At 40.9% G+C, this 25,450-nt stretch carries 26 protein-coding genes; 17 read left to right on the top strand and 9 right to left on the bottom strand.

The window, feature by feature from the left end; all coding sequences use genetic code 11:
• Positions 1–5: 5 nt before the first annotated feature.
• Both FAI40_09390 and FAI40_09395 read right to left on the bottom strand, forming a co-directional pair.
• Positions 6–794, bottom strand: coding sequence for an RNA methyltransferase (locus FAI40_09390; protein QCE35521.1), 789 nt, complete (start codon positions 792–794; stop codon positions 6–8).
• Positions 791–2,164, bottom strand: coding sequence for a cysteine--tRNA ligase (locus FAI40_09395; GenBank protein ID QCE35522.1), 1,374 nt, complete (start codon positions 2,162–2,164; stop codon positions 791–793). Before FAI40_09395 ends, FAI40_09390 begins: the two co-directional genes overlap by 4 nt.
• Positions 2,165–2,277: 113 nt before the next feature.
• Here FAI40_09395 and FAI40_09400 point away from each other — a divergent pair, with 113 nt between their 5' ends.
• Positions 2,278–3,684, top strand: a complete 1,407-nt coding sequence (locus FAI40_09400; GenBank protein ID QCE35523.1) for an MATE family efflux transporter — start codon at positions 2,278–2,280, stop codon at positions 3,682–3,684.
• A 50-nt stretch (positions 3,685–3,734) separates the two neighbouring features.
• Here FAI40_09400 and FAI40_09405 read toward each other — a convergent pair whose 3' ends face one another.
• The gene (locus FAI40_09405; protein ID QCE35524.1) at positions 3,735–4,928 is read right to left on the bottom strand and encodes an MFS transporter; all 1,194 of its coding nucleotides are present in this window, start codon (positions 4,926–4,928) and stop codon (positions 3,735–3,737) included.
• Between the two features lie 263 nt (positions 4,929–5,191).
• On the opposite strand from FAI40_09405, the gene rpsD reads away from it, so the two are divergent.
• Together rpsD and FAI40_09415 are read left to right on the top strand one after the other, a co-directional pair.
• Positions 5,192–5,809: a 30S ribosomal protein S4 gene (gene rpsD / locus FAI40_09410; protein ID QCE35525.1), complete on the top strand. Its 618-nt coding sequence runs from the start codon at positions 5,192–5,194 to the stop codon at positions 5,807–5,809.
• A 133-nt stretch (positions 5,810–5,942) separates the two neighbouring features.
• Entirely contained in the window at positions 5,943–7,472 is a 1,530-nt protein-coding gene (locus FAI40_09415) for a peptide chain release factor 3 (protein ID QCE35812.1), read from the top strand.
• On the opposite strand, the gene FAI40_09420 is transcribed toward FAI40_09415, so the two are convergent.
• The 3 genes from FAI40_09420 to alaS form a co-directional block, all read right to left on the bottom strand.
• A complete protein-coding gene (locus FAI40_09420; protein ID QCE35526.1) occupies positions 7,469–8,269 on the bottom strand; it encodes an endonuclease/exonuclease/phosphatase family protein in 801 nt (266 codons plus the stop codon). The genes FAI40_09415 and FAI40_09420 overlap by 4 nt on opposite strands.
• A gap of 71 nt (positions 8,270–8,340) precedes the next feature.
• A complete protein-coding gene (locus FAI40_09425; GenBank protein ID QCE35527.1) occupies positions 8,341–9,015 on the bottom strand; it encodes a carbonic anhydrase in 675 nt (224 codons plus the stop codon).
• Positions 9,016–9,056: 41 nt separating this feature from the next.
• Positions 9,057–11,714, bottom strand: a complete 2,658-nt coding sequence (alaS, locus tag FAI40_09430; protein ID QCE35528.1) for an alanine--tRNA ligase — start codon at positions 11,712–11,714, stop codon at positions 9,057–9,059.
• A gap of 256 nt (positions 11,715–11,970) precedes the next feature.
• On the opposite strand from alaS, the gene FAI40_09435 reads away from it, so the two are divergent.
• The 3 genes from FAI40_09435 to FAI40_09445 all read left to right on the top strand — a co-directional run bounded on the left by FAI40_09435 (position 11,971) and on the right by FAI40_09445 (position 14,336).
• The gene (locus FAI40_09435) at positions 11,971–12,264 is read left to right on the top strand and encodes a hypothetical protein (GenBank protein ID QCE35529.1); all 294 of its coding nucleotides are present in this window, start codon (positions 11,971–11,973) and stop codon (positions 12,262–12,264) included.
• Entirely contained in the window at positions 12,264–13,202 is a 939-nt protein-coding gene (locus tag FAI40_09440) for a recombinase XerD (GenBank protein QCE35530.1), read from the top strand. The genes FAI40_09435 and FAI40_09440 overlap by 1 nt, the downstream gene beginning before the upstream one ends.
• Before the next feature lie 165 nt (positions 13,203–13,367).
• Positions 13,368–14,336, top strand: coding sequence for an acetyl-CoA carboxylase carboxyltransferase subunit alpha (locus FAI40_09445; GenBank protein ID QCE35531.1), 969 nt, complete (start codon positions 13,368–13,370; stop codon positions 14,334–14,336).
• A 7-nt stretch (positions 14,337–14,343) separates the two neighbouring features.
• On the opposite strand, the gene FAI40_09450 is transcribed toward FAI40_09445, so the two are convergent.
• The gene (locus tag FAI40_09450; protein QCE35532.1) at positions 14,344–15,102 is read right to left on the bottom strand and encodes a competence/damage-inducible protein A; all 759 of its coding nucleotides are present in this window, start codon (positions 15,100–15,102) and stop codon (positions 14,344–14,346) included.
• Between the two features lie 15 nt (positions 15,103–15,117).
• Entirely contained in the window at positions 15,118–15,534 is a 417-nt protein-coding gene (gene mutT, locus FAI40_09455; GenBank protein QCE35533.1) for an 8-oxo-dGTP diphosphatase MutT, read from the bottom strand.
• 86 nt (positions 15,535–15,620) lie between these two features.
• Here mutT and yajC point away from each other — a divergent pair, with 86 nt between their 5' ends.
• Positions 15,621–15,980, top strand: a complete 360-nt coding sequence (gene yajC, locus FAI40_09460; protein ID QCE35534.1) for a preprotein translocase subunit YajC — start codon at positions 15,621–15,623, stop codon at positions 15,978–15,980.
• A gap of 90 nt (positions 15,981–16,070) precedes the next feature.
• Here the strand turns inward: yajC and FAI40_09465 are convergent, their stop codons facing one another.
• The gene (locus tag FAI40_09465; GenBank protein ID QCE35535.1) at positions 16,071–16,673 is read right to left on the bottom strand and encodes a superoxide dismutase; all 603 of its coding nucleotides are present in this window, start codon (positions 16,671–16,673) and stop codon (positions 16,071–16,073) included.
• Between the two features lie 289 nt (positions 16,674–16,962).
• Between FAI40_09465 and FAI40_09470 the strand changes: the two genes are divergently transcribed.
• The 10 genes from FAI40_09470 to FAI40_09515 all read left to right on the top strand — a co-directional run bounded on the left by FAI40_09470 (position 16,963) and on the right by FAI40_09515 (position 25,428).
• Positions 16,963–17,304: a DNA-directed RNA polymerase subunit omega gene (locus FAI40_09470; GenBank protein ID QCE35536.1), complete on the top strand. Its 342-nt coding sequence runs from the start codon at positions 16,963–16,965 to the stop codon at positions 17,302–17,304.
• A 45-nt stretch (positions 17,305–17,349) separates the two neighbouring features.
• On the top strand, positions 17,350–19,566 hold the full coding sequence (locus FAI40_09475; GenBank protein QCE35537.1) for a bifunctional (p)ppGpp synthetase/guanosine-3',5'-bis(diphosphate) 3'-pyrophosphohydrolase: 2,217 nt from the start codon (positions 17,350–17,352) through the stop codon (positions 19,564–19,566).
• Positions 19,563–19,964: a holo-[acyl-carrier-protein] synthase gene (acpS, locus tag FAI40_09480; protein ID QCE35538.1), complete on the top strand. Its 402-nt coding sequence runs from the start codon at positions 19,563–19,565 to the stop codon at positions 19,962–19,964. Before FAI40_09475 ends, acpS begins: the two co-directional genes overlap by 4 nt.
• Positions 19,965–19,995: 31 nt before the next feature.
• Positions 19,996–20,862, top strand: a complete 867-nt coding sequence (gene lepB / locus FAI40_09485) for a signal peptidase I (protein QCE35539.1) — start codon at positions 19,996–19,998, stop codon at positions 20,860–20,862.
• A gap of 3 nt (positions 20,863–20,865) precedes the next feature.
• Positions 20,866–21,570: a ribonuclease III gene (gene rnc / locus FAI40_09490; GenBank protein QCE35540.1), complete on the top strand. Its 705-nt coding sequence runs from the start codon at positions 20,866–20,868 to the stop codon at positions 21,568–21,570.
• A complete protein-coding gene (locus FAI40_09495; protein ID QCE35541.1) occupies positions 21,567–22,505 on the top strand; it encodes a GTPase Era in 939 nt (312 codons plus the stop codon). Before rnc ends, FAI40_09495 begins: the two co-directional genes overlap by 4 nt.
• Positions 22,506–22,590: 85 nt before the next feature.
• Positions 22,591–23,322 (top strand): UMP kinase, encoded by a 732-nt coding sequence (locus tag FAI40_09500; protein ID QCE35542.1) that lies wholly within the window; start codon positions 22,591–22,593, stop codon positions 23,320–23,322.
• A gap of 42 nt (positions 23,323–23,364) precedes the next feature.
• Positions 23,365–23,931 carry a ribosome recycling factor gene (locus tag FAI40_09505; GenBank protein QCE35543.1) on the top strand — a complete coding sequence of 189 codons (567 nt, stop codon included), beginning with the start codon at positions 23,365–23,367 and terminating at the stop codon, positions 23,929–23,931.
• A 17-nt stretch (positions 23,932–23,948) separates the two neighbouring features.
• The gene (uppS, locus tag FAI40_09510; GenBank protein QCE35544.1) at positions 23,949–24,674 is read left to right on the top strand and encodes a di-trans,poly-cis-decaprenylcistransferase; all 726 of its coding nucleotides are present in this window, start codon (positions 23,949–23,951) and stop codon (positions 24,672–24,674) included.
• Positions 24,637–25,428: a CDP-archaeol synthase gene (locus FAI40_09515; protein QCE35813.1), complete on the top strand. Its 792-nt coding sequence runs from the start codon at positions 24,637–24,639 to the stop codon at positions 25,426–25,428. The genes uppS and FAI40_09515 overlap by 38 nt, the downstream gene beginning before the upstream one ends.
• The last annotated feature ends 22 nt before the right edge of the window (positions 25,429–25,450 follow it).

Below are 25,450 nucleotides of genomic sequence, written 5' to 3' on the forward strand. Positions count from 1 at the left end.
GGAGTTTAATTCTCTTGCTTACGCCTTTCTTTTTCTTCTCCTAGAGCACTGATAATACCGTGCAGAGTACGGAGTTCTTGTTCCGTAATTGATCCTCGTTGAAAATATTGACGGATATTTCTTACCATACCGTCTCGTTTATTTTTATTTCGGAGAAAGGGAGAGTGGTCGAGGCGATCGACAAGACGATTAAGAAAATTATCAATTTCTCCCTTTTCGGCAGGGGGGGAGTGTGGTGTTTGCAAGCTTGATTCTAAGGGCTTATGCCCTGCATTCCACCATTCATAAGCCATGATAAGAACGGCTTGCGCTAGATTGAGGGACATAAAATCAGGGTTAAGAGGATAGCGAACCAGCGTATCTGCGCAGGTTAATTCATCCTTATCGAGCCCCGCACGTTCACATCCGAAAAGAATACCAGTTTTTTGATTCTGTGAGGCGAGTCTTCTTAACTCTTTTCCTGCAATTTGTGGTCCCATAAGGTTAATTGTTGCTTCTCGAGGGCGTGGGCAAGTGGCAAAAACGCGGTGCAGATCCGTAGTTGCTTCTTCGACAGTTTTAAAAACAGTTGCTTCTTCTAAAATACGGTAAGCGCCAGAGGAAGAGCTCCAAGCTTTTGATTGTGGCCATCCATCCCTTGGTGAAACTAATCGGAGATGGAAAAGTCCACCATTTGCCATTGCACGAGCCGTTGTTCCGATATTGTCAGCCAGTTGTGGGCGGACAAGGATAATGACAGGATCATTTTCAGAAGTGGGAGCAAGATTCGCCCCTTTAGTACCACGTCCAGTCATGCTTTACGCCAAATCGTACCTTGAGCTTTATCTTCTAAGATAATGCCTTGGGAAAATAAATCATCACGAATTTTATCGGCTGTACGAAAATCACGTACTTTTTTTGCATTTTGTCTTTTTTGAATTAGACTTTCAATTCGTTTTTTTTCTTCGTCATCTCCAGATTGAAACCAGTCTTGTGGAGATGTTTGGAAAAGTCCAACAAAATGGCCGGTTTTATAAAGTCGTTTTGCAGCTGAGAGTGAATTCTTATCTTGCTGTTGGATTTGATCCGTTAAAAGATGAAGATTTCGAATAAGATCAGCTGTATTTAGATCATTCCTTAAGCTTTCTATCATAGGCGGAATATCGTCATTATTCGTGTTATAGTCCATTTCATAAAGCGAAAGGGCACGATAGAAGCGATCCATCATTTTTTTTGCTTCTGATAATTTTTCCCATGTAAAATCAAGCGGTGAGCGGTAGTGAGTCATTAAAAATAAAAGCCGTAAGGCTTCACCTGGAGCTCGCTCCAGCGCATCTTGGACAGTAAAAAAATTTCCCAAGGATTTTGACATTTTTTCGCCATTGATGGTGAGCATGCCAGAATGTACCCAATATTGAGCAAATTTTGAGTTGTCAAAGCAGCAAAGTGACTGCGCACGCTCATTTTCATGATGGGGAAAAAGAAGATCACTTCCTCCGCCATGAATATCAAAATTATCTCCTAGATATTTTTGTGACATAGCAGAGCATTCAATATGCCAGCCAGGTCTACCGCGTCCAAATGGACTGTCCCATCCAGGTTCATTTTCTAAAGAGGGTTTCCAAAGGATAAAATCTTGAGGTTTTTTTTTAGAGGAGCTTACTTCAATTCTTGCGCCTGAGAGCTCATTTTCTAACGTACGCCCGGAGAGAGCGCCATAGGTGGAGAAGGTTTGTACATTAAAAAAGATTTGATTATCTGCTTGGTAAGCATGTCCTTTTTTCAAGAGCGTTTGGATAATCGAAATCATTTCAGGGAGATGTTCTGTTGCGCGTGGTTCAATATCAGGTGGTAAAATCGCAAGGGCACTCGTGTTTTGGTGGAAAAGCTCGCTCATGCGCTGCGTCAGCGCTGAAATATCCTCTTTATTTTCAGCAGCCCTAATAATAATTTTATCATCAATATCTGTAATATTTCGTACAAAAGTAACTTTTGGATAGTATGCTCGTAGGGTACGCACCAGAAGATCGGCACAAAACATAGCCCGTAAGTTGCCTAAATGGACTTGATCGTAAACGGTAGGACCACAAAAATAGATCCGGATATGAGAAGGATCTATCGGAGAAAATGTTCGGAGTTTTTGATGCGAGCGATCGTATAGCTCTAGGTCTTTTTGTTCAGTCATAGTCAATTGAGTTTTTGGCTTTGGTTAAGGGCAGAAATAGATTAGAAGATATGATTTGCAAAAATATTACATCATGGAAGAGAAGTCATCTGATTTTTCAAGAAGGTTGAGGCATGGACACGGAAAGTACATCTTTAGAGAAACAATCCATACGTTTTAGTATGCGGTCGCATTTGTTGACGTTGCTCATGATTAGTTTGCCTTTAGCACTTTCTCAACTTTCTGAGATGGCAATGTCAACAACAGATACAATTTTGCTCGGAGGATTAGGCGTTTCTGCTGTTGCGACTGGTGGTTTGTCAAATAATTTCTTCATGTCCACAATGGTTACTTGTCAATGTATTTTAGGCGGTATGGGGGTTCTTCTCGCACAGTCAAGAGGAGAGAAAGACCATGGAAAAGAGTCTGAACATAAGGGAAGAGAGATTGTTTCAGCAGGTTTTTTACTTGCTGTTTTGATTTTCGTTCCAGCCTTCGTTCTTCTTGTTCTTTCAGGACATTTGTTTGCATGGATGAATGAACCTCTTGAGGTGATTTCTGATGGTTCACAATATATTCATATTTTATTGTGGTCACTGCTGCCAGATTTAGCGTTTATTGGTGTTTGTCGAGTTGCCTTTCCAGCTCTTGGTTCAGAGAAAATTCTTCTTTGGATTATGCCTCTGATGGCATTTGTTAATGGCTTATTTAATTATGCACTCATTTATGGAAAATGGGGATTTCCAGCTCTTGGTTTGTTAGGATCCGCTTGGGCATCTTCCATTACAGCGATAGCTATTTCTCTTTTACTGGTTTTGTGTGCGATTTCTTTACCTTCCTTGCGCCATGTTATGATTTTAGGCGCATTAAGAATAAAAACATTTCTTGAGGTGAGCCGCTTAGGTATTCCAATGATGTGCGCTGCTGCTTGTGAAATTTTGCTTTTTCAAATTACGACATTAAGAGCAGGACAATTAGGGACGCAAAGCCTAGCAGCCCACCAAGTTGCCTTAAATACATCTTCATTGCTTTTTATGGTTTGTCTCTCAATCGGGCAGGCTGTGAATATTCGAGTGGCTTATTGGAATGGTGCGGGCCTCCCTAAACAAGTTAAAAAATCTATTTTTTCAGCCTTAGCGCTTGTTTTAATCTGGACGTTCTCAACAGGGATTTGTTTGATATTTTTTGGAGATGAGATTGCTAAGTGTTTTTTTATGGGAAAAGTTCCCGATACAGAAACATTAAACTTAACAACAAAGTTATTGATGTGGGCAGGGATTTTTCAGATTGTAGATGGAATTCAGACGGTAACTGGTGGTGCTTTAAGAGGATGCGGTGATGCTGTTGGGCCTCTTCTTATTGGTCTTGTGAGCTATATTCTCGTTGGATTGGGTTTTGGAAGCTATTTAGCTTTTCACTCTGTTTATGGTGTTACGGGGCTATGGATTGGTTTGGCGGCAGCCTTGGCGGCAACTTCTGTGATGTTTAGCTTTCGTTTATACCGTGTTGTGCGCCGTCTTTCGAAACTCAACGTTCCGTAAGATTGCTTTGTGCTGTTTGTAATAAAAAGGCCGCTTATAGCGGCCTTTTTTTAAGAAGCAGAGTGTTGTTTGCCTTGTTTTAGAAGAACTAAGGCTAAGCCATAAAAAATGAGTCCGCCAATGGAGAGAACTGCGCCCCCCCATCCTGGCGATCCCAGGCCAAAATGCTTTGCAATGAGGAAAGCGCCAAACATTGAACCGATAGCATTTGCAAGGTTAAAAGCTGCATGGTTAAGAGAAGCTGCCAAAACTTGGGCTTCACCAGCACAATCCATTAGTCTTGCCTGAAGGGCAGGGACAAGCATGTTGATGGTGATAGGTAGCAGGAGACAGATTGGAATGATAAAATAGATGTGGGGTAAAGCAAGCGAATATCCAAGCAGGAGAGGAAGGCTTAAGACAAGACCGCCAATAACAGCATAATTGATATTTCTATCACTGATAGCGCCGCCAAGGTTGTTTCCGCAAAGCATGCCAAATCCCCATAATGCTTGGCAGGCTGTTACTTGCCAGGGAAGGAGATGTGTTGTCCGTGATAAGCCATCTGTTAAGAAAGTATAAACGCCAAAAAGCCCTCCAAAACCGATGCACCCTGTGAGGAGAGTTAGGATGACTTGAGGGTGAAAAATATCGGTAATACCCTTCCGAAGATCTGCTTTGTCCTTGTCTTCAATGGAAGGAAAGAGAAAGAACATGAGAATAAAGCAGAGGACACTTAAGCAGGCAATCGTTCCATAAATAAATCGCCAGCTAATTTGATCCGATGCGTAGGTACATAATGGCGCACCAACGATAGTTGAGAGCATGATGCCGGAAAGAACTAGACCAATTGTCCGTCCACGTCTTTCAGGTGGCGCAAGCGAAGCTGCAGCTAAGGCGGCAGTTCCAAAAAAAGCACCATGAGGAAGCCCTGTTATAAAACGTGAAACTTCAACAAGGATCAGGTTAGGTGAAAGCACTGTTGCTGTATTTCCAACGGCAAAAATTGCCATGAGGAGAAGTAAAACTTTTCTCTTATTCATTCCATTCGCAATGATAGCGAAGAGAGGTGCGCCAATAACGACACCCAGAGCATAAGCTCCAATGGCATTACTTGCCTCTGCAATATTGATATGCAGAGATTTTGCAAAATGGGGCAAAAGTCCCATTATGGTAAATTCGCCTGTTCCAATGACAAATGTGCCAAGTAACAGGCAAATAATCGCGTCTCTGAGTTTATGAGAAAAATAAGATTCAGATGTCATATAGACAATCCATTATCATCAAGAGAGAAGGAAAAATAATCGATAAACAGAAGGGACATTATGGACTAATATCTTTCTTAGTCAAAGAGAAACTTGACGAAATACGTTCAGATCTGTTAAGGGCTAATGTATCGCTGGGAAAGTGAAAGTGTATATTAACGATAAAAGCTTTCTGCTTCATTCATGCTTTAGACTGAAAACATGATGAAGACTACCGGTTCAATAAAATGATGTTTAGCATCGAAAATAAGAATAGGGACATTATGTCAAAACGTTTAGCAAGTAAGTATAAAATTAACCGCCGTTTAGGGGTTAATCTTTGGGGGCGTGCAAAATCACCTGTTAACCGCAGAGAATACGCACCAGGTCAACATGGTCAGCGCCGTCGTCAAAAGCCTTCTGATTATTCCATTCAGTTGATGGCAAAACAGAAATTAAAAGGTTACTACGGCAATATTGGTGAGAAACAATTCCGCCGTTATTATGAAGAATCTGCCCGTCGTCGCGGGGATACTTCTGAAAACCTTGTCGGTTTGCTAGAGCGTCGTTTGGATGCAGCTGTTTATCGTTTGAAATTTGCGATTACGCCTTTTGCCGCACGCCAGCTTATTAATCATGGACATGTTCAGGTTAATGGGAAACGCGTTAATATTCCTTCTTATTTATTGCGTGAAGGTGATGTTATTGAGATCCGTGAGAAGTCACGTACGCTTGCAGTTGTCATCGAAGCAACACAGACTCCAGAACGTGATGTTCCTGATTATTTCGATGCGGATCTTGAGAAATTAAAGGGTACTTTTACACGTATTCCAGAATTTTCCGATATTCCATACCCTGTGCAAATGGAACCAAATTTAGTGGTCGAGTTCTACTCCCGTTAATTTTGGATTTGTTTTTTGGAAAAGGCCTGCCTCGTTTTCGGGCAGGTCTTTTTTATTTTAAATGATTTTTATACCTGTCATTATCAGGAAGCGTAGGACTATGTCGTTGGACATCCAAAAAGAAAAAGTAAAAATGTCTCCGATTGAAAAAGAAGTTAGGCGTCGCCGAACTTTTGCCATTATTTCGCATCCTGATGCTGGTAAAACAACTTTGACTGAGCGCATTTTGCATGCGGCGGGTGCTATTCAGATGGCTGGCCATGTCCGTGCAAAGGGGGAACGCCGTCGGACCCGTTCCGATTGGTTGGCGATTGAACAACAAAGGGGGATTTCTGTTGCGACCTCTGCAATGACTTTCTCTTGGCATGATTATGTTTTTAATTTGCTGGATACGCCGGGGCATGAGGATTTTTCAGAAGACACCTATCGAACTTTGACGGCCGTTGATTGTGCCATTATGGTAATTGATGCGGCAAAAGGTATTGAGGAGCGCACAAGAAAGCTTTTTGAGATTTGTCGTTTAAGAGATATTCCAATTTTAACGCTTATCAATAAGATGGATAGGGAATCAGAGGATTGCTTTGATTTGCTGGAGGAAATTTCCTCAGCGTTAGCCTTAGATGTTTGTCCTGTAACTTGGCCTGTTGGGCGCGGGGCAACTTTTTGCGGTATTTATGATATTTCCACAAAACAGTGGCGTCTTTCTAAAGAAATTCCAGAAGATGATAAAAGAAGGCAGGTAGCCTTAGAAGAGGCCGAAGTCGCCGCAGATATTTTGCCAAGTTTTGATTCAAAAGCTTTCTTGGAGGGGTCTTTATCTCCTGTTTTCTTTGGATCCGCTATTAAAGATATTGGAATTGAAGATTTGCTTATGGGGCTTGCTGAAAAAGCACCTTTCCCTAAGGCACAGCACGCTATTGAGCGAGAGGTTAATGCTGAAGAAGACAAATTAACAGCTTTGGTTTTTAGAATTCAGGCTAACATGGATCCAAATCATCGGGATCGCATGGCCTTTGCGCGGATTTGCTCTGGACGCTTAGAGCGCGGAATGAAATTAACCCATGTTCGTTTAGGGAAACAATTTGGCTTGAATGCTCCGCAATTCTTTTTTGCAAAAGATCGTCAAATCGCTGAAGAGGGATATGCAGGAGATGTCGTTGGTATTCCTAATAGGGGAAATCTTCGAATTGGAGATACTCTGACAGAAGGGGAAGTGTTGCATTTTACAGGGGTCCCTTCATTTGCTCCTGAAATTTTGCGTCGCATTCGGATTGTAGATGCGATGAAAGCTAAAAAGTTGCGGCAAGGTTTAAAAGAGCTTGGCGAGGAAGGTGTTAGTCAAATTTTTAGACCTATGGACGGTTCCCAAGCCTTGGTCGGTGTGGTGGGAACTTTACAGTTAGATGTTATGCAGGCACGTCTCGCAGCGGAATATAAAATTGAAGTAACTTTTGAGGGAACGAGCTTTTCTGAAGTTCGCTGGGTTCGGGGAGAGCGTACAAAATTAGAGGATTTCTTTGCTATGCAACGTTCTTCAATAGCAGAAGATATTGACGGAGATCCTGTTTTTCTATCTTCATCTGCTTTTATGATGGAACGGACAATTGCCGCTAATCCTGATTTAGAGTTTTTGTCGATTAAACGCTTGCAGGGGGCTTCTTAAAAGTTCAATTTAATTGAAACAGGGCAGTGGCCAGAAAGGATTAGATTTTCATCTTCCTGTTTTATTATTTGAACTTTCAGACTTTGGGGAACGAAATTTTTTTTTAAACCGTTGTTTATAAGAATGTGATCAATGAAATATTCGCCTCCTTTGCAGGGACTGGCAAGATTTTCACTTGTTAGGGTGAGTGGTTTATTTAAATTTGTACTTATCTCTTGAAAAAGAAAATCAGTTTTTGAGAGTCTTCTGTTAAAATCACCAAGAATGATGAAATCTTGGTTTTCAGCGTCACTTTGTTGTGCCCATCTTTTAATAAGTTGAAATTGCTTAGAGAGAGTAAGACATGAATGCTTTTTCTCTTTTTGCGGACGTTCCCAGCAGCCTGCTTTTAAATGCACACCTAAAAGTCGGATCTTTTTTTGATTGGGAAAAATAAGAAAAGCGTCAAGGCCGGGACGGAGTGGAAAATAGCCTTCAGGATTTTCAGAAAGAGATTCAAGGTCTTTGTTTTGTTCTACCTCAATGTTTAGACTTTTCTTAACGGCAAGAATCTCTTTTTGAGGAATGTTTAGATCTGTTTGATAGAGTTTGTATTGGGAGCTTGGGAATATTTTTTCAGCCGTAAAAGTGGAATCTACTTCTTGTAACAGAATAATATCAGCTGAAAGTTTCTGGGCATAATATTGAAGTTTCGCCCAATCTTTAGGTGAGCGATAGGGAATGTCTTCGGGTAATTTATATTGATTTAGGGCTTCATTTGAAAGAAGCCAGTTCATATTCCAAGTTACAATTTTCACTGGGCCCGCTAAAGCGGGATCAGTGAAAATGTAATTTAGAAAGATAAAAAAAGCGATAGTAGCAAAAAGCTTCAATTTCTTCGTTTTTTTAAGAGAGCCAACTCCTCAGATGCTAGAAGAGGTGGGGTATCACTATCTTGGACGACAGAAACCGTACCTGTTCCAATATTGTAGTACCATCCCTTGATATTGATGTTTCTTTTCTTTTTGGCTTCTTGAATGAACGAATAGGTTTTTAGATGGGAAATCTGCAATCGAACATTTGCTTCTGTTAGGTTACAGCAAACATGCTCAGATTTTTCAAAAGAAGTTTTTTTAACTTTTTCTAAAGCCGCTTCTGCGTATTTTAACCAGTCTGCAAGATCGCTCGCTGGCCATTTCCCTGTTTCATCAAATTGCTCTAGTGCCTTCATTGCGCCACAGTTAGAATGCCCACAAATAATGATATTTTTGACCTTCATAACTTCCACGGCGTAATGAAGAGCGGCAGTGATATTGGGATCTTTTACATCGACTTGTGGAACGATATTTCCGACATTTCGAATAATAAACAATTCCCCGGGAGAGGATTGTGTAATTAAATTTGGATCAACGCGACTATCACCACAAGTAATGAACAAAGTATGCGGGCTTTGCGCATTTGCAAGTTTACGAAATAAATCTTCTTCATGGGGATAGACTTCTTTTCCGAATTTTTCGACACCTTTTAAAAGGCGAACCAAAGAAGCGTCTGATTTTTTCGTCATCTATTTTTCTTTCATCTTGAGGCGATAGCCCATCTCCAAATTTACTTTAAGCGGAGTAAGCTCTCTTTTAACATATTTTTGATCTCTTTTTCTGCGGTAATTTTTCCTCCAGCCTGTGCCGCATTTGGTCTTCCTCCACCTCCTTTTCCTCCCATAAGGAGAGAAGCTTTTTTTACAAGATCAACAGCGTTGAGATGTTTCTGTAATTCATCACCAAGAGCGATGGCAATACTTGATTTTTCACCATCAAAAGCAAGGAGAGCTGCAAGAAGCGTTGGTTTTCCGTCAACAGCGTTAGTCGCCATTGTTTTGAGTTCTTTAGGATTAACCTCTCCAAGATTAGAAAGGATAAATTCGTATGAATTTATCTTCTCAGCTGGTTTATCCATTTCTAGCTGAGCTAATTTAGCTTGAAGTTGACTTATTTGCGTTGAGAGTGATTTACGTTCTCCCAGAAGAGATGAAATTTTTTCTGGAGCATCTTGTGGCGTTACTTTTAAAAGAGACGCAATTTCTTTTAAAAGAGAGGCTTCGGATTGCGTGTAACGTTCTGCGGCTTTTCCACAAACAGCTTCCAGTCGACGAACACCTTCACCGACGGCCGTTTCAGAAATAATTCTAAAGCTTCCAATGTCTCCTGTGCGCTCGACATGTGTTCCGCCACAAAGCTCTCTTGAAAAAGCATTATCTTTGCTATCAACATTCATGGAAACGACACGAACATTATTTCCATATTTTTCACCAAATAGTGCCATTGCACCTTTTTTTGAGGCTTCTTCTGGAGACATTTCGAGCGTTATGACTGGAGAGTTCGAACGGATCTGCTCATTAACTTCTATTTCAACACGCTTGATTTCATCGTTCGTTAATGGCTGGGAATGGCTAATATCAAATCTTAAAGTCTCAGGTGAATTTCTGCTTCCTTTTTGAGAGACATGTTCTCCTAAAATTTTACGTAGAGCCGCATGTAAGAGGTGGGTTGCAGAGTGGTGCGCACGAATAGCATTTCGGCGATTGACCTCAATGCTTGCAGAAATTTTAGAGCCTGGTTTGAGCGTACCCTCTTGAATTTTTGCATGATGCAAGAAGAGGCCATTTGCCTGCTTTTTTGTATCAAAAACTTCAATTTTAAGAGGTGAGGAATTTCCAGCAACACCTTCTAGAAAACCGTGGTCTCCGTCTTGTCCGCCACTTTCACCGTAAAACGGGGTCTTGTCTAATAAAATTGTAACCTCGCCAGTGGATACGCTGGCTTCTGCCAGTTCATTTTCATCTTTAAAAATGGCGTTGACGGTGACTTCAGCTTTTGAGCTATCGTAGCCTAAGAATTCTGTTTCACCATATTTCTCAAAGGCTTTTTGCCAATGCGTAGATTTTCCAGTATCTCCAGATCCAGACCAGTTTTTTCGGCCTAGCTCTTTTTGATGCTCCATGGCTTGCTCAAAGCCTTCAAAATCAAGAGAAATATTTCGTTCTCTTAGAATGTCTTGTGTCAGATCAATTGGAAAGCCATATGTGTCATACAGACGAAAGGCCGTTTCGCCAGAAAGTTTTCCTTGTGTAGAAACAGAAGAAAGCTCCTCTTCAAGAAGTCCCATGCCACGGTGAAGGAGGGAGAGGAATTTTTCCTCTTCTCTTTTCATGGTTTTTATGATGAGAGAGCGATGTTGTTCAAGTTCCGGATAGGCTTCACCCATTTCTTGAATGAGCGCTGGGAGGAGTTTATAAAAAACAGGTTCTTTTGCGCCCATTTTATGTAAGTGGCGCATGGCACGGCGCATTATACGCCGCAGAACGTAACCGCGACCTTCGCGTTCTGGAAGAACGCCATCTGCAATAAGGAAAGACGTTGATCTTAAGTGGTCAACAACAACACGGTGACTGGTTTTAAAAATACCGTCAGGTTCTTGGCCGAGCAGATCCGCAGACACTTCTATTAGAGGCCGAAAAATATCCGTATCGTAGTTATCATGTTTATTTTGCAGAATAGTTGCAAAACGTTCTAGTCCAAGACCCGTATCGATAGAAGGCTTTGGTAAATGGATTTGTTCTTTCCCAGGCTCTTCATAATACTGCATAAAAACGAGATTCCAGATCTCAGTGAATCGGTCTCCATCCTCTTCGGGGCTTCCTGGAGGTCCTCCAGCAACGCTTGGTCCATGATCATAAAAAATTTCGGAAGAAGGTCCACAAGGACCCGTATCCCCCATTCTCCAGAAATTATCTGAAGTTGGGATGCGGATGATTTTTTCTTCAGGCAGGCCTGCAATTTTTTTCCAAAGTGTCGCAGCCTCTTCATCCTCAGAATAGACTGTCACAAGAAGCTTTTCTTTGGGGATTTGAAAATGTTTTGTTAACAGCGTCCAAGCTTGCAGAATAGCTCTTTCTTTAAAGTAATCCCCGAAGCTAAAATTTCCAAGCATTTCAAAGAAGGTATGGTGTCTGGAAGTGTAACCGACATTATCAAGATCATTGTGTTTTCCGCCTGCTCGGACAACTTTCTGAGAAGATGTTGCTCTTGGAAAAAGAGGCTTTTGTGTTCCAGCAAAAATATCTTTGAAAGGCACCATTCCTGCATTTGTGAACAGAAGAGTTGGATCGTTCTGTGGTACGAGGGAGGCCGAAGGTAGAATTTTATGCCCATTTTCATCAAAGAAGTTTAAAAAAGTAGAGCGGATATTATTAGCACTGAAAGTCATAGATTTTAATAAGTTCTGATAATTAACGAGGAAAAGACCAAATAAAGGTATGCAACGGAAGGTATCTGAAACATTATATCATATTAAAATAAAAAAATAGATTTATCTCTCCTTATCAAAGGTATCATTTCAAAGTTATGAATTTATTTAAATATGATTTAAATTGGCGTATCTTAAATTCTTAAAAATTTGTTACAAGTTTCAGGGTATTTTAAAGGGTCTCTAGTAATTAGGACGAGGATAAAGGGGTTTGGTAATGAGTGGAAAGTTTAACGCAAGAACTTATAAGGGAAGTAATCGTAGAGTTCTCGGGCTTTTTGTAATTGGGATTATCTTATTAGCGTGCAGCTCCCTTTATTTTTTACAACCATCCCCCCCTGTTCCAGAAGAAGTACGTCAAGACATTTCACTCGTTATTGAAAGGGCGGCCTTGCCAGCTCCTTCTAAGGCATCGGAATCTCCAGCTCCTGCTTCTGCGGCAGGATCTGTTGCAATAGATTCTACATTACCGACTTTGCCAGTAGCTGGTTCAGCCGCACAATCCGAGTAATGTCTGGGTTTTGTAGAACTGATTCTGGTTTAATTGAAGATTTTTTAGCTTTTTTTGTCGCTGAACGGGGGGTATCTCCTAGGACGCAAGAGGCTTATCGTCGGGATTTAAAACTTTTTGCCAATTTTTTAGGCCGAGGTCTTGTAAATGCAAAAGAAGAAGATGTGAGGTCTTGGGTTCAAGAGGCGGTAAAAGAGCTTAAAAGTCCTGCCACCGTTGCACGGCGCCTTGCTTCTCTAAGACAATTTTATATATTTTTAGGGGATGAGGGAATGTGTTCCCTTAATCCTGCATTGAGAGTAGCTTCACCGAAAAAACGTGAGCATTTACCACGTTTTTTAAGCGAAAAAGAGCTTGAAGCGTTATTAGATGGTGCAAGAAATATTTTGCCGCAAAAAGTATCATTGCAAGCTGTTGCCATGATTGAATTGCTTTATAGTTCGGGTTTGCGTATTTCAGAGTTGCGCATGTTGCCTGTTTTGCCTTTTTTGAGAAGGCAGGAAGACCGCCCAGAGATGCTATCTGTTCGTGGAAAAGGTGGAAAAGATAGGCTTGTGCCAATTTCTTTATCTGCTTGGAATGCAGCTGTCGCTCTTGCAAAATTTAGCCAACAATATGGTCGTAAGAATCCTTATTTATTTCCTGGAAGAAAAGAGAGCGATCCTTTGACAAGGCAAGCTTTTGATATTTTATTGTCGAAAGCGGCGACTTTATCAGGGATTTCTTTAGAAGGGTTGTCTCCACATGTTTTGCGCCATTCTTTTGCAACGCATTTATTGGACAGAGGCGCAGATTTGAGGGCGTTACAGACCCTATTAGGGCATCAGGATATTGTGACAACACAGATCTATACTCATGTTTTGGAAGGCCGTTTAGCAGAGGCTGTTTCATGCCATCCTATGTCTAAAAAAAGGAATAGAGTATATAACAGCGTATAGTAGAGTTGAAGTTAGTGTGAAACACTGTAAAAGAAATAAGTTATTTGAGAGTTTAAAAGAAGCAGAATTTTTAGTAAAAGGTCACCTTAAAAGTTATTTTTACGCCATTGTGCTAAATAAACGAGTGGAACTTTTTTAATTAGTTTGCGTACAACAGGGAACGCCATGCGCCAGTTTTTGGATTTTGAAAAGTCAATTGCCCAACTTGAGTCAAAAGTCGGTGACCTTAAAGGTACCAGCAATGCTCAGAATATTGAGAGTGAAGATTCTGATATTCAGGAGGAGGTCAAAAGCCTAGAAGAAAAAGTCGAGAGGCGTTTAGGGCAGATTTACAGTAAGTTGACTGCACACCAAAAAGTTCAAGTTGCTCGTCATCCGCAACGCCCACATGCTATTAATTATATTGAGGCATTAACGACCGATTTCACGCCTCTATCAGGTGACCGTCTGTTTGGAGACGATAATGCAATGGTAGGGGGGCTGGCTAAATTCAGAGGCGTGCCTGTTGTCGTTATTGGGACGGAGCGTGGGCACGATACGCAGAGTCGTGTGAAGCACAATTTTGGAATGGCTAGACCTGAGGGGTATCGTAAGGCACAGCGCTTGATGAAGCTTGCTGCGCAGTTCTCTCTCCCAATTTTGACTTTTGTTGATACGGCAGGCGCATGGCCTGGGATTGATGCAGAGGCTCGGGGGCAGGCAGAGGCGATCGCCCGTTCTACTGATATTGCTTTGCAGGTTGGTGTGCCTGTGATTGCGACGATTATTGGAGAAGGTGGTTCTGGTGGTGCTATTGCAATTGCTGCTTCGGATCGTACTTTGATGTTAGAACATTCAATTTATTCCGTGATTTCTCCTGAAGCGGCAGCCTCTATCCTTTGGCGAGATCCTTCACACGCTTCTGTCGCTGCCGAGAGTTTAAAATTAACCGCACAGGATTTGAAGTCTTTGGGGTTGATTAATCGGATCATTGGAGAGCCTATTGGTGGAGCGCAACGTCTTCCAGAAAAAGCAATTGAAGCGGCTGGAGAGGCTATTTGGGAAGAGTTGCAGGGGTTGCAAAAGTTGTCTTCTGAAGAGCTTTTGGCTCGCAGGCGCTCCCATTATTTTAAAATGACGAGAGCTGCGATTTGATTTTATTTCAGCTTTGAAAGTCTCCTTCATGAGGCGTGCCACCATGTTTTCTAATGATATTGGGAAACATGGATGCTGCTGTTTTTACAGCGTCTAAATTATTTCCTTTCGATACGAGAGTAACCCCTTCTTTATCTCCATTTCTGAACGGATAAGATCCAAGTTCTGCGTTTGGAAAATTTTCCTGCAACGTTTGGAGGTCTTTCGCAAAGTTGCTTTCGGACAGATTGAAACTGTGCCATGCGAAGCTATGGAGGGGTGTTCCTTTGCTAAGTTGAGGAATAAGCCATTTAACCATAGATTTAAAAATGGCTGGAACACCTGCCATAACATGAATATTTTTTATGCTAAATCCTGGTGGGGCATTGCAGTTATTTTCGATGGGTGTGCTTCCTTTCGGAAACCATGCCATTTTTTCTTTCATTTGATTACATTGTTTATTTGGGCTGTTTCTTTTCAGAAGCTCGAAAGTCGGTTCGTGGCGCTCCAGTGGTAAATTAAGTGCCTCGGAAATACTTGCGCTGGTGATATCATCATGTGTTGGGCCTATGCCGCCACTGGTAAAAACCTCATCGAATTTGTGAGAACATTCAATAGTTGTTTGAATGATTTGATCTTTTTTGTCTGGGATAATACGTGCCTCAGTTAAACGAATACCTTGTTTATTGAGGAGGTCCGTTAAAACTGGAAGATTTTTCTCTAAGGTTCTGCCAGAAAGAATTTCATCCCCAATGATGATAAAGCAGGCTGTAGGTGTTTTTGTCATTTTCAAGAAATTCTCTTATAAAATTTCGTTTTGGAGAAAGGATTCAATTAGAGGAATAAGAGGAATGTCTGCCGGTGGCATATCAAAATTTTTAAGTTCAGAAAGTGATATAGCTTTTAGAGCTTGATTTTCTTTCGGTGTTAAATCACCTGTCCACCTTCGAATAACGAACAATGGCATTAATAGATGAAATTTGGGGTAGGTGAAGCTTGCAAAAGAGAGTGGTTCCATCTCTTTCACTAAGGCATTGATATTTAATTCTTCTTTTAATTCGCGTTGAAGTGCTTCTTCTGGTGTTTCGCCTGTTTCTACTTTTCCGCCGGGAAATTCCCAAAGGCCAGCTAGAGGTTTTCCCTGCGGGCGTTGTGTAATGATAATCTGGTTATTTTTATTGATTAAAAGGGCTGCTGAAACGAGAAGAATTGACGTCATGGGTATCCACGGAGTTTATATATAGATAAAGAAGAGGGTAACGTATAAGGATTTTACTTCTTTTTAGAGTAGAATAGGATAAAAAAATGTTGAATTTATTATTTTCCCCAGCCTACGCTGATACTGCGGCGGCTGGATCATCAGGGGGTTCTTCGATGTTAGAGGCTGCCGTTCAGTTCGGTCCAATTTTATTAATTTTTGTTATTTTTTATTTTTTATTGATTCGACCTCAGCAAACAAGGCAGAAAAAATTAAGGGAACAATTAGCTAATTTGAGAAGAGGCGACCAGGTAATTACGGCGGGTGGTATCATTGGGGAAGTTCAGGCAACACGCCCTGAAGCGAGTGAGATTGATGTTTTGATTGCACCAAATGTTAAGGTGAGAGTTGCACGCCAAACAATTGCTTCTGTTATTTCGAAGACAAAACCTGCAAATGAAGCTTAAATCGTAGCGTTGTAATTTAAAATGTTATGAAAAAAGTCCTGCCACTTAGTTAAGAGGCAGGACTTTTTATTTTAGACTGAACTATCAGAATTAAGCGAGTTGCTCTTCTACAAATTCATAATTTGCAAGATGATTTAAGAAATTATCTGTAAAATCAGGTCTGCGGTTCTGGAAGTCTAGATAGTAAGCGTGCTCCCAAACATCCATAACGAGCAGGGCTTTTCCTGTATTTTTAGAGAGGGGGCTCTCTGCGTTGGCTGTTTTTGTAACAGAAAGCTTGCCATCAGCTGTCTGAATAAGCCAAGCCCAGCCAGAACCGAATTGGGTTGTTGCTGCGGTTTTAAATGCGGCTTTAAAAGCATCAACGCTACCAAAATCTTCGATCAGCTTTTTTTCTAGTTTGGCAGGAATTTTTCCACCGTTTGGTGAGAGACTTTTCCAAAAAAGGGAGTGGTTGTAGTGTTGGCCCGCGTTGTTAAGAACAGGTGTTAAATCTGCTTTGTTTGCAGCAAATTGAACCAGTTCTTCTAGACTTTTTCCTTGCAGTTCTGGATTTTTTTCGACCAAGGCATTTAAGGCATTAACATAACCTTGATGATGCTTTCCGTGATGAAGATCTAAAGTTTCCTTTTTCATTCCTTTTTCAGAAAGGGCTGTGTCGGCAAAGGGTAGGGAAGGGAGTTGAAAGCTCATTCTATGTCCTCATGTATAATGCTGTTTTTTGGAGAAAGGAATTTCTCCAATGTATAAAAGATGGGTGTGCTTTTATAAAACTTCAAGAGAAACGAAGCGGTTTCTGTATAAGCAAAAAAAACGTGTTTTTAAGAACTCAAACTCAAAAATAATGCCGAATAAAGAAATTATAATGAAAAATAGATAAAAATGTGATAAGTAGGTTTGCTACTATGTTTAGGTATTGTACTCGCTCTCTTTATCTACATGTACTTATGTAAGCTGATATGAATTAGGGATTGAATTAAGTATGGCACGCGTTACCGTTGAGGATTGTATTGAAAAAGTTTCAAATCGTTTTGAGCTTATTTTGTTAGCAGCTCGGAGAGCTCGTGCGCTTTCTTGTGGAGAGGAGTTAACTCTTCCAAGAGATAATGATAAAAATACAGTTGTTGCGCTTCGTGAAATTGCAGAAGCGAATATTAGTCCAGAAAACCTAAGAGAATCTATTATTCATTCCTTTGTGGCTCTTCCGAAAGACGAGGCAGATGACGATGAAGGTGAAGATTTGATTTTAACGGATCAGAATGTTTTTGGGTTGCAAGAAATTTTGCCTGAGGAGCCAGCTTCAGGAGAAGAAGGTGAGTATTGATTCTCACCTTATTTGTGATAGAAATTTGTTATTGATTTCAGGGTAATGAATCTTCCAAGCCTCCTTGCTAAAAAAATTGAAGCAACAGTGGAGGAGGCTTGGAAAGAAGATTTAGAGTCTAATCTTCTTTCCTATCTTCCTTTAGAGGAAGTTCTTAAAGTAAAAAAGGCACTGCTGTTTGCTGCTACTTCTCACGGAGATCAAAGCAGAGATAGCGGGGAATTATATATTACACATCCTATTTCCGTTGCGCATTCTTTGGTCGCATGGAAAATGGATTCCTCTGTTGTGATTGCTGCATTTTTACACGATGTTCCAGAAGATACTGGTGTATCGCTAGACGAGATTTCTGAACTTTTTGGGGAAGAAGTTGCTTTTCTGGTTGATGGTGTCACAAAACTAAAAAAAATGGAATTGCATCCTGTTGGTCATAAGCAGGCGCAGAATTTCAGAAAACTTGTTCTGGCGATGGCTAAGGACGTTCGTGTTTTACTGATTAAACTAGCCGATCGTCTTCATAATGTCGGGACACTTCGTCATATAAGGTCCGAAGAAAAACGTAGAAGAATAGCCGTAGAAACATTGCTGATTTATGTCCCTCTTGCTGAACGTTTGGGGATGTATGAGGTAAAAAATCGCTTAGAACGGCAAGCTTTTTCTATGTCAGAGCCTAAGGCGGATATCGCCATTCGTGAGCATCTGAATCATTTGCGCACAGATGGAGGAGAAGGCATTGATTCTATTATCTTAGCGTTGAAAGAAAATTGTCAAAAGCATGGTTATCTTTCAGTTGAAATTTTTGGACGTGAAAAAACGCCTTATTCTATCTGGCGGAAAATGAATGCAGGGCAGTTGAAGGTAACGCAACTTTCAGATGTTCTCGCTTTTCGTATTATTGTCGAAGATGTTGCAAGTTGCTACGCAGTGCTAGGAATTTTGCACCATGCTTATCGTGCTGTAAATGGAAAATTCAAAGATTATATTTCTACTCCCAAAGCAAATGGTTATCAGTCTATTCATACCGTTCTTAATTTGCAGAATAAAAGCCATCGCATTGAGATTCAGATTAGAACAAAAGTCATGCATGAACAGGCTGAACATGGGATTAGTGCGCACTGGATCTATAAAGAAGGAAGTACGCTTTCTGCAAAAAATGGTTTAAAATGGCTTAAAAACCTGAGTTATGTTGCAGAACACTCTATTGATACAAGAACTTTTGAAATTGATTCAAGATTAGAGCTCTATGAGGATGAAGTTTTTTGTTTCACTCCAAAAGGAGATATTATTTGTTTGCCAGCTGGAGCAACGCCGATTGATTTTGCTTATGCAGTTCATACAGAAATTGGGGATCGCTGTGTTGGAAGCAGAGCCAACGGTAAATGGGTGCGTTTGTCAGATACTCTTGAGAATGGGGATGAGATTGAAATTATGACCGCTCTTGGTGCGATGCCACAAAGAAACTGGGCAGAGAAAATTGTTAGTGGCAAAGCAAGGACAAGGGTTAGGCAAGCGATACAAAAGCTTGATATGGCTTTGCATCAGAAAAAGGGGCAGCGCTATCTTGCACAAATTTTTAATGAAGCCGGCGTTGCTGGAGACGAGAAAATTTTGGCAACCGTGCTTGAGAAGTTTTCTTGCAGTACGATGTCCGTTTTGTATCAGAAGGTCGGTCTAAATATTGTTTCTGCAGAAGTTGTTCTTAGGACAATATATCCTCGCATTTCTTCAGGGGATGTAGAATTAGCAAGAGAGCGCTCTTCTTCTGTTGATGAGAACAGTTCTTTGATTCAAGAGTGGGAAGATATATACGCAAATGGTGGAATACATTTGGCTTTAGCATCCTGTTGCGCCCCTTTACCGGGAGATGCCGTGAGTGCTGTTTTGGATGCTTCTAATATTTGTATCGTTCATCGTTCTGAGTGTCATAATTTAGCGGAAAAAGGGGCTGAAAGCTTTCCCGTTATGTGGAATTTAGCTAAACAAGATCGGTATCCGCACTTGTTAAATGCACATCTCTTTTTAGTGATTGATCCACGTTTGGAAGCAACAGCAGGAATTGTTCCTCTCGCAGAAGAGCATGAATCTATTTTAGAGCGTATGAATGTGGTTATGCGACAGGATCGTTTTGCGGAGATTCAAATGGATTTAAAGGTTCCTTCTTGGCGGCATTTAGAAGAGTTGCTTGAGGTTATGCAAAAACGTTCTGGTTTCTTCCATGCAGCAAGAGCGATCTTTTCTCCAAAAGAAGGTGTGATGACGTGATTATAGGTATAGGAATTGATCTATGTCGCATTTCAAGAATTGAAGAAATTATCTGTAAATTTGGAGAGAGTTTTTTAGATCGTATTTTTGCAGAAGAAGAGCGAGAATATGCAGATAAATTTACGTTATTACCTTTGCGTTCTGCTGCTTATGCAAAGCGTTGGGCTGCGAAAGAAGCCTGTGCTAAGGCTTTAGGGACAGGATTTGGTAAAAGGGTGGTTTTTCAGGATATTGTTGTTATACGCGATGATCTAGGAGCTCCCTCATTAGTACTTAAGGGAGGAGCGTTGGCGGTTTTGAAGGAAAAAACACCTCAAGGAAAATTAGGGAAAGCCTTTTTGAGCTTAACGGATGATGAGCCTTTTGCAATGGCTCAGGTTATCCTTGAAGCATATTAATTAAAAAAAGTAGAAAGCTCATAGGAAAATAATGGATAAAAAAACAGATATTCAGAGATTATTACGACAGGCAAAAGATGATGGATGGCTTTTATTTTTAGCTCAGATTATCTTCTTATTGTTCTTGGTATTCGGATTTAGATCCTTGGTATTTCAGCCATTTACTATTCCATCAGGTTCAATGGTGCCTACTTTGCTTGTTGGAGATTATATTTCTGTTACAAAATATGATTATGGTTACTCGCGTTATTCCTTCCCTTTTCCTGTCCCTTTTTTAAAGGGGCGTATTTTTGAATCAGAGCCAAAACGGGGTGATGTAATTGTTTTTCGTTTCACGCAGGATAGCTCCATTGATTATATTAAAAGAGTGGTCGGGGTGGCTGGAGATCGCCTTCAATTAAAGCATGGTGTTGTGTACTTGAATGATAAACCTCTACAGCGTGTGTCTCAGGGAGAACATCAGTACTTAAATAGAGAGGGGCGTTCTTGGAGCGGTGAAGAGTTTATTGAAGAGAATCATGTCGGTGAAAAAGATTCAGAGGAAATAAGGCGTTATCACATTTTGCAAGAAACGGAAGAAGGTGCTGCCAATAATACAGAAGTTTATACCGTTCCGTCTGGATGCTTATTTGTAATGGGAGACAATCGAGACGATAGTGCCGATAGCCGTTTTCAAGGAGGGCGTGAAGTTGGAAGTTGCTCTACGCCTTTGGGGAGTAATTATTTAGTTGGAAGCGGTCGAGATTTGGGATTCGTTCCATTAGAAAATGTTGAAGGAAAGGCAAGAAGAGTTTTACTTTCTTTTGATTTTTCGCATTCTAAATGGGCTTTTTGGTACTGGCCATCTGAGATAAGGTTAAATCGATTTTTCCATCCTATTCAGCAAAGAGGGGTATGAGAATTGCCTTTCTCTCACTTAGAAGAAGCCTTAGGATATAGATTTTTGTCCCAAGAGTTATTGCGTCATGCTTTAAGGCATCGCTCTGCTCTGATTGATTTTCGAACGGTTAAAAAGAAGAATAATAAGAAAATAGCTTCAAATGAGCGTTTGGAGTTTCTTGGAGACCGTGTTTTAGGTTTGGCTATGGCGACTTGGCTATTCGAGACGTTTCCTTTAGAGGTGGAGGGCAGTTTAGCATTGCGCCACAATGCTCTTGTATCTGGTGAAACTGTTGCTGAAGTAGCTAAAGAGATTGATCTTGAGAGAAGTCTAGAAATCGGAACAAAGGAAAAGACAGTGAGAAAAATCGCATCCGTTAGAGCAGATGCAATGGAAGCTGTTTTAGGAGCTGTTTATTTAGACGGTGGTTTTCTTGTTGCTAACGAAGTTGTTCGCCGCCTTTGGAAAGATCGGATTCATTCATATAAAGAGCCCCCAAAAGAATGGAAAGGGCGTTTACAGGAATACCTTCTAGGAAAGGGCAGAGCTTTACCTGTTTATACTATTCTTGAAAGGCGGGGGGCGGATCATGCGCCTGAATTTCGAATTAAGGTAGAGGGAGATGGTCAGTCTGCTGAAGGTATTGGGGGAAGTCGACGAGAGGCTGAACGAGAGGCTGCGGCTAATCTTCTGCATATGTTTAAAAAGAATAAGAAAAGTAAATGACAGGAGAAGCGTTGTTGAATAATAATTCTGAAAAACAGCAGGAACGTTGTGGTTTCGTTGCGCTTTTGGGTGCTCCGAATGCTGGAAAGTCCACTTTCTTGAATAAGGCTGTTGGCGCAAGAGTTTCTATTGTAACACCTAAAGCGCAAACAACGAGAATGAGGGCAAGGGGAATTGTTAATGAAGGACGAACACAAATTGTTTTTTGTGATACCCCTGGTTTGTTTAAGCCTAAGCGGAAGTTAGACGAAGCAATGGTTGGTGCGGCTTGGGATGGATTGAAAGATGCTGATTTGGCGCTACTTGTCGTTGATGCAACAAGGGCAAAGAAGGACGATATAAAAAATATTTCTATAGAATCTGGCGCAAAGGCGCAAAAAAGCAAGATTCCTTTATGGCTCGTTTTGAATAAAATTGATGACATAAAGCGAGAGTTACTTCTTCCATTAGCCGAAGAAGTTATGCAGCAAAGTCAGGCATCTGAAGTGTTTATGGTTAGTGCTTTGACGGGAGATGGTGTTCGGGATTTGATGTGCAAATTGGCTGATATTCTGCCAGTAGGGCCATTTATGTTTCCTGAAGATATGCTTACAGACATGCCTGAGCGCACATGGGTTTCGGAACTTATTCGGGAACAAGTTTTTTTTCAAACGCATGATGAGCTACCATACGACTCAACGGTGGAAATCCAGAGTTTTAAAAATAGGCCAGATGGATCTGTTCGTATCGATGCAAATATCTATGTGATGCGTTCAGCACAAAAAGCCATTGTTATTGGAGAAAGGGGAAAAAGGATCCGAGAAATTGGAAAAAAAGCAAGAAGTGCTATTGAATATTCTCTGGGACAGACATGTCATCTCTTTTTACAAGTAAAAGAAAAGCCAAAATGGGATCAGGATATACGACGATTAAAAGAGATACGACCGACTTTTTGAGCAGAAACAAAGATAATAGATGCTTCAAAAAAAAAATTAGGATATAAAAAGACAACTTATCAGCCTCGACAGGAACGTTATTGCAATGAACAAAATTTCTTCTCCTTCTTACAAGTATAAGAGAGTTCTTTTGAAGGTCTCAGGAGAGGCTTTAATGGGTAAAGGGGCTGGTGGAATAGACCCTCAGGTCGTAGAGCGGATTGCTTCGGATATTACAGATGTGACAAAAGCAGGCATTCAGGTTTGTTTGGTTGTCGGCGGAGGAAATATTTTTCGGGGCGTGGCTGCTGCTGCAAAGGGGATGGATCGGGCTCAGGGCGATTACGCAGGGATGCTTGCAACTGTTATCAATGCCTTAATGCTTCAAAATGCTTTGGAAAAGAACGATGTTGAGACGCGTGTCATGACGGCCATTCATATGTCGGCCATTGCAGAGCCATATATTCGTCGTCGCGCACTTATGCATTTGGAAAAGGGGCGGGTTGTTATTTTTGGAGCGGGTACTGGAAATCCATTTTTTACAACAGATACAGCTGCGGCTTTGAGAGCAAGTGAGATGGAGTGTGATGTTCTTTTGAAAGGGACACAAGTTGACGGGGTTTATTCAGATGACCCACATAAAAATCCTGATGCGTTACGTTATGAAAGACTCTCTTATATAGACGTTCTTTCAAAGAGTTTGAAAGTTATGGATGCCGCTGCAATTAGTCTTGCACGTGAGAATAAGCTTCCTATTCTCGTTTTTGATATCCATGAGCATGGAAATCTTGCAAAAATATTGTGCGGCGAAGGAAAGTTTACGGTGATTACCGAATAACTTGTTGTTTGTTTTATTATTTATGAAGATTTGAGGTTTGTCATGTCAGGTAATTTTGATGAGTTATTAAAAGATGTGCATGAGCGCATGGATAAAGTGAAACTTAATCTAAAAAAAGAATTTTCAGGTTTGAGGTCTGGGCGTGCAACGCCAGCGCTTTTGGAGCCTGTGCGTGTTGAGGCGTATGGCTCTCTTTCACCTTTGACGCAGGTAGCATCTATTGCTGTGCCAGAGCCTTCTATGTTGTCAGTTTCTGTCTGGGATAAAGGATTAGTTCAGGCTGTTGAAAAAGCCATTAGGACAAGCGGTTTAGGTTTAAATCCAGCATCCGAGGGGCAGACAGTTCGTGTGCCTGTACCTCAGTTGACAGGCGAACGTCGTGAAGAGCTTGCCAAGGCTGCTGGGCGCTATACAGAAAATGCCCGTATTGCAGTAAGAAACGCCAGACGGGATGGTATGAGTAAAGCTAAGGCAGAAGAGAAGGAAGGTACAATCGGCGAAGATGAGTTAAAAAATTGGCTAGATAGTATTCAGAAACTTACAGATAGTTTTATTGCTGATTTAGATGATTTACTTTCTAAAAAAGAGAGTGAAATCAAACAAGTTTGATTGATCTATCGAAAATAATGTCACATTCTCAAACAGATCTCTCGTCGTATCCTAACCATATTGCTTTCATCATGGATGGAAATGGTCGTTGGGCAAAGAAAAATGGACTTTCCATAGCCGAAGGACACGAAGAAGGTGGTGTTGCTGTTCAGCGCTGCGCAAGGGCAGCGCTTGATTCAAAAATTCCATATATTACGTTATATGGATTTTCATCTGAAAATTGGCGTCGTTCAGAAGAAGAAGTTTCTAACTTACAGATGCTTTTACTTCACTATTTGCGTGAAAATATTGACGAGTTACATCAGGAGGGGGTGCGTTTTCAGGTTATTGGAGAAGTTGAACGCTTCTCTCGGGAGGTTCGGGAAGAGTTAAAAGTTGCGATTGAAAAAACATTTCATAATGATCGACTGACCCTGACCTTAGCGCTTTCCTATGGATCAAGGTTAGAAATCACCTCAGCTTTTAAAAAAATGGCTCAAGATTTACTTTCTGGTAAGATTTCACAGGATGAAATAAAGGAAGAGCTTGTGCAGCAATATCTTCAGACAAAGGATATTCCTGATCCAGATGTGATTGTTCGTACGAGTGGAGAAGCCCGTTTGTCTAATTTTTTGCTTTGGCAGGCAGCATATAGTGAGCTCGTTTTTTTAGATATTTTTTGGCCTGAATTTACGAAGAAAGACTTTGAAAAAGTCTTAGTTGAGTATGCTTCAAGGCACAGACGTTTCGGTGCAAGAAGTTAAGGGAAACATAACCTTGAAAAAAATATTCCACTCTAAAAGTGGTTGGGCGGATCTCATGCCTAGGCTGCTTTCCGCAATTGTTTTGTCTGCGGTTTCTGTTTTTGTTATTTGTTATGGGCATTGGCCTTACATTCTTTTTATTGCGCTAATTTCCTTTTTCGTTGTTTTTGAAGGACTTTCTTTAGCAAGAGGCAGTCAAGAGAAGCCTTTTAAAGGTGGAAAGCTATTTCTCTACCAATCACTAGCTGTTCTTGTTGCACTCATTGGGGGGCTGGGTTTTTTTTATCTCCGGATGTCTCCTTTCGGCGTTATAAATGTATTTTTTGTCGTTTTGATCGTCGCAGCTTGTGACACAGGCGCTTATTTCTCAGGTCGTATTATTGGTGGTAGGAAACTAGCCCCCTCTATTTCTCCAGGCAAAACAGTTTCTGGAGCTATTGGTGGCTTGTTTTTTGCTGTGTTGCTTTCGTTTCTTTTGGAGTACTTGTTCACAGGTGTTTGGATTATCGATACTGCTTTTTATGCAATTTTACTTGGTATCAGCTCGCAGCTTGGGGATTTGTGTGAGAGTGCTGCCAAAAGAAGGGCTGGCGTGAAAGATTCTGGAAAAATTATTCCAGGGCATGGCGGAATTTTAGATAGATTGGATGGAATGCTAGGGGCGATACCTATTGCATTATTTTTTCAGTTTTTTGCTGGAGAAAATGCTTTTTGGACGATTAGTATAAAAGATTTATTTCATGTGGGTTTATAATTTTTGAGGGATTTTGATTGCG

Source organism: Acetobacteraceae bacterium, from assembly GCA_004843345.1.
Taxonomy (GTDB): domain Bacteria; phylum Pseudomonadota; class Alphaproteobacteria; order Acetobacterales; family Acetobacteraceae.

Coding starts and splice junctions, on each gene's coding strand:
- FAI40_09390 (QCE35521.1), bottom strand. CDS start 794: ATGACTGGACGTGGTACTAAAGGGGCGAATCTTGCTCCCACTTCTGAA.
- FAI40_09395 (QCE35522.1), bottom strand. CDS start 2,164: ATGACTGAACAAAAAGACCTAGAGCTATACGATCGCTCGCATCAAAAA.
- FAI40_09400 (QCE35523.1), top strand. CDS start 2,278: ATGGACACGGAAAGTACATCTTTAGAGAAACAATCCATACGTTTTAGT.
- FAI40_09405 (QCE35524.1), bottom strand. CDS start 4,928: ATGACATCTGAATCTTATTTTTCTCATAAACTCAGAGACGCGATTATT.
- rpsD (QCE35525.1), top strand. CDS start 5,192: ATGTCAAAACGTTTAGCAAGTAAGTATAAAATTAACCGCCGTTTAGGG.
- FAI40_09415 (QCE35812.1), top strand. CDS start 5,943: ATGTCTCCGATTGAAAAAGAAGTTAGGCGTCGCCGAACTTTTGCCATT.
- FAI40_09425 (QCE35527.1), bottom strand. CDS start 9,015: ATGACGAAAAAATCAGACGCTTCTTTGGTTCGCCTTTTAAAAGGTGTC.
- alaS (QCE35528.1), bottom strand. CDS start 11,714: ATGACTTTCAGTGCTAATAATATCCGCTCTACTTTTTTAAACTTCTTT.
- FAI40_09435 (QCE35529.1), top strand. CDS start 11,971: ATGAGTGGAAAGTTTAACGCAAGAACTTATAAGGGAAGTAATCGTAGA.
- FAI40_09440 (QCE35530.1), top strand. CDS start 12,264: ATGTCTGGGTTTTGTAGAACTGATTCTGGTTTAATTGAAGATTTTTTA.
- FAI40_09445 (QCE35531.1), top strand. CDS start 13,368: ATGCGCCAGTTTTTGGATTTTGAAAAGTCAATTGCCCAACTTGAGTCA.
- FAI40_09450 (QCE35532.1), bottom strand. CDS start 15,102: ATGACAAAAACACCTACAGCCTGCTTTATCATCATTGGGGATGAAATT.
- mutT (QCE35533.1), bottom strand. CDS start 15,534: ATGACGTCAATTCTTCTCGTTTCAGCAGCCCTTTTAATCAATAAAAAT.
- yajC (QCE35534.1), top strand. CDS start 15,621: ATGTTGAATTTATTATTTTCCCCAGCCTACGCTGATACTGCGGCGGCT.
- FAI40_09465 (QCE35535.1), bottom strand. CDS start 16,673: ATGAGCTTTCAACTCCCTTCCCTACCCTTTGCCGACACAGCCCTTTCT.
- FAI40_09470 (QCE35536.1), top strand. CDS start 16,963: ATGGCACGCGTTACCGTTGAGGATTGTATTGAAAAAGTTTCAAATCGT.
- FAI40_09475 (QCE35537.1), top strand. CDS start 17,350: ATGAATCTTCCAAGCCTCCTTGCTAAAAAAATTGAAGCAACAGTGGAG.
- lepB (QCE35539.1), top strand. CDS start 19,996: ATGGATAAAAAAACAGATATTCAGAGATTATTACGACAGGCAAAAGAT.
- FAI40_09495 (QCE35541.1), top strand. CDS start 21,567: ATGACAGGAGAAGCGTTGTTGAATAATAATTCTGAAAAACAGCAGGAA.
- FAI40_09500 (QCE35542.1), top strand. CDS start 22,591: ATGAACAAAATTTCTTCTCCTTCTTACAAGTATAAGAGAGTTCTTTTG.
- FAI40_09505 (QCE35543.1), top strand. CDS start 23,365: ATGTCAGGTAATTTTGATGAGTTATTAAAAGATGTGCATGAGCGCATG.
- uppS (QCE35544.1), top strand. CDS start 23,949: ATGTCACATTCTCAAACAGATCTCTCGTCGTATCCTAACCATATTGCT.
- FAI40_09515 (QCE35813.1), top strand. CDS start 24,637: ATGCTTCAAGGCACAGACGTTTCGGTGCAAGAAGTTAAGGGAAACATA.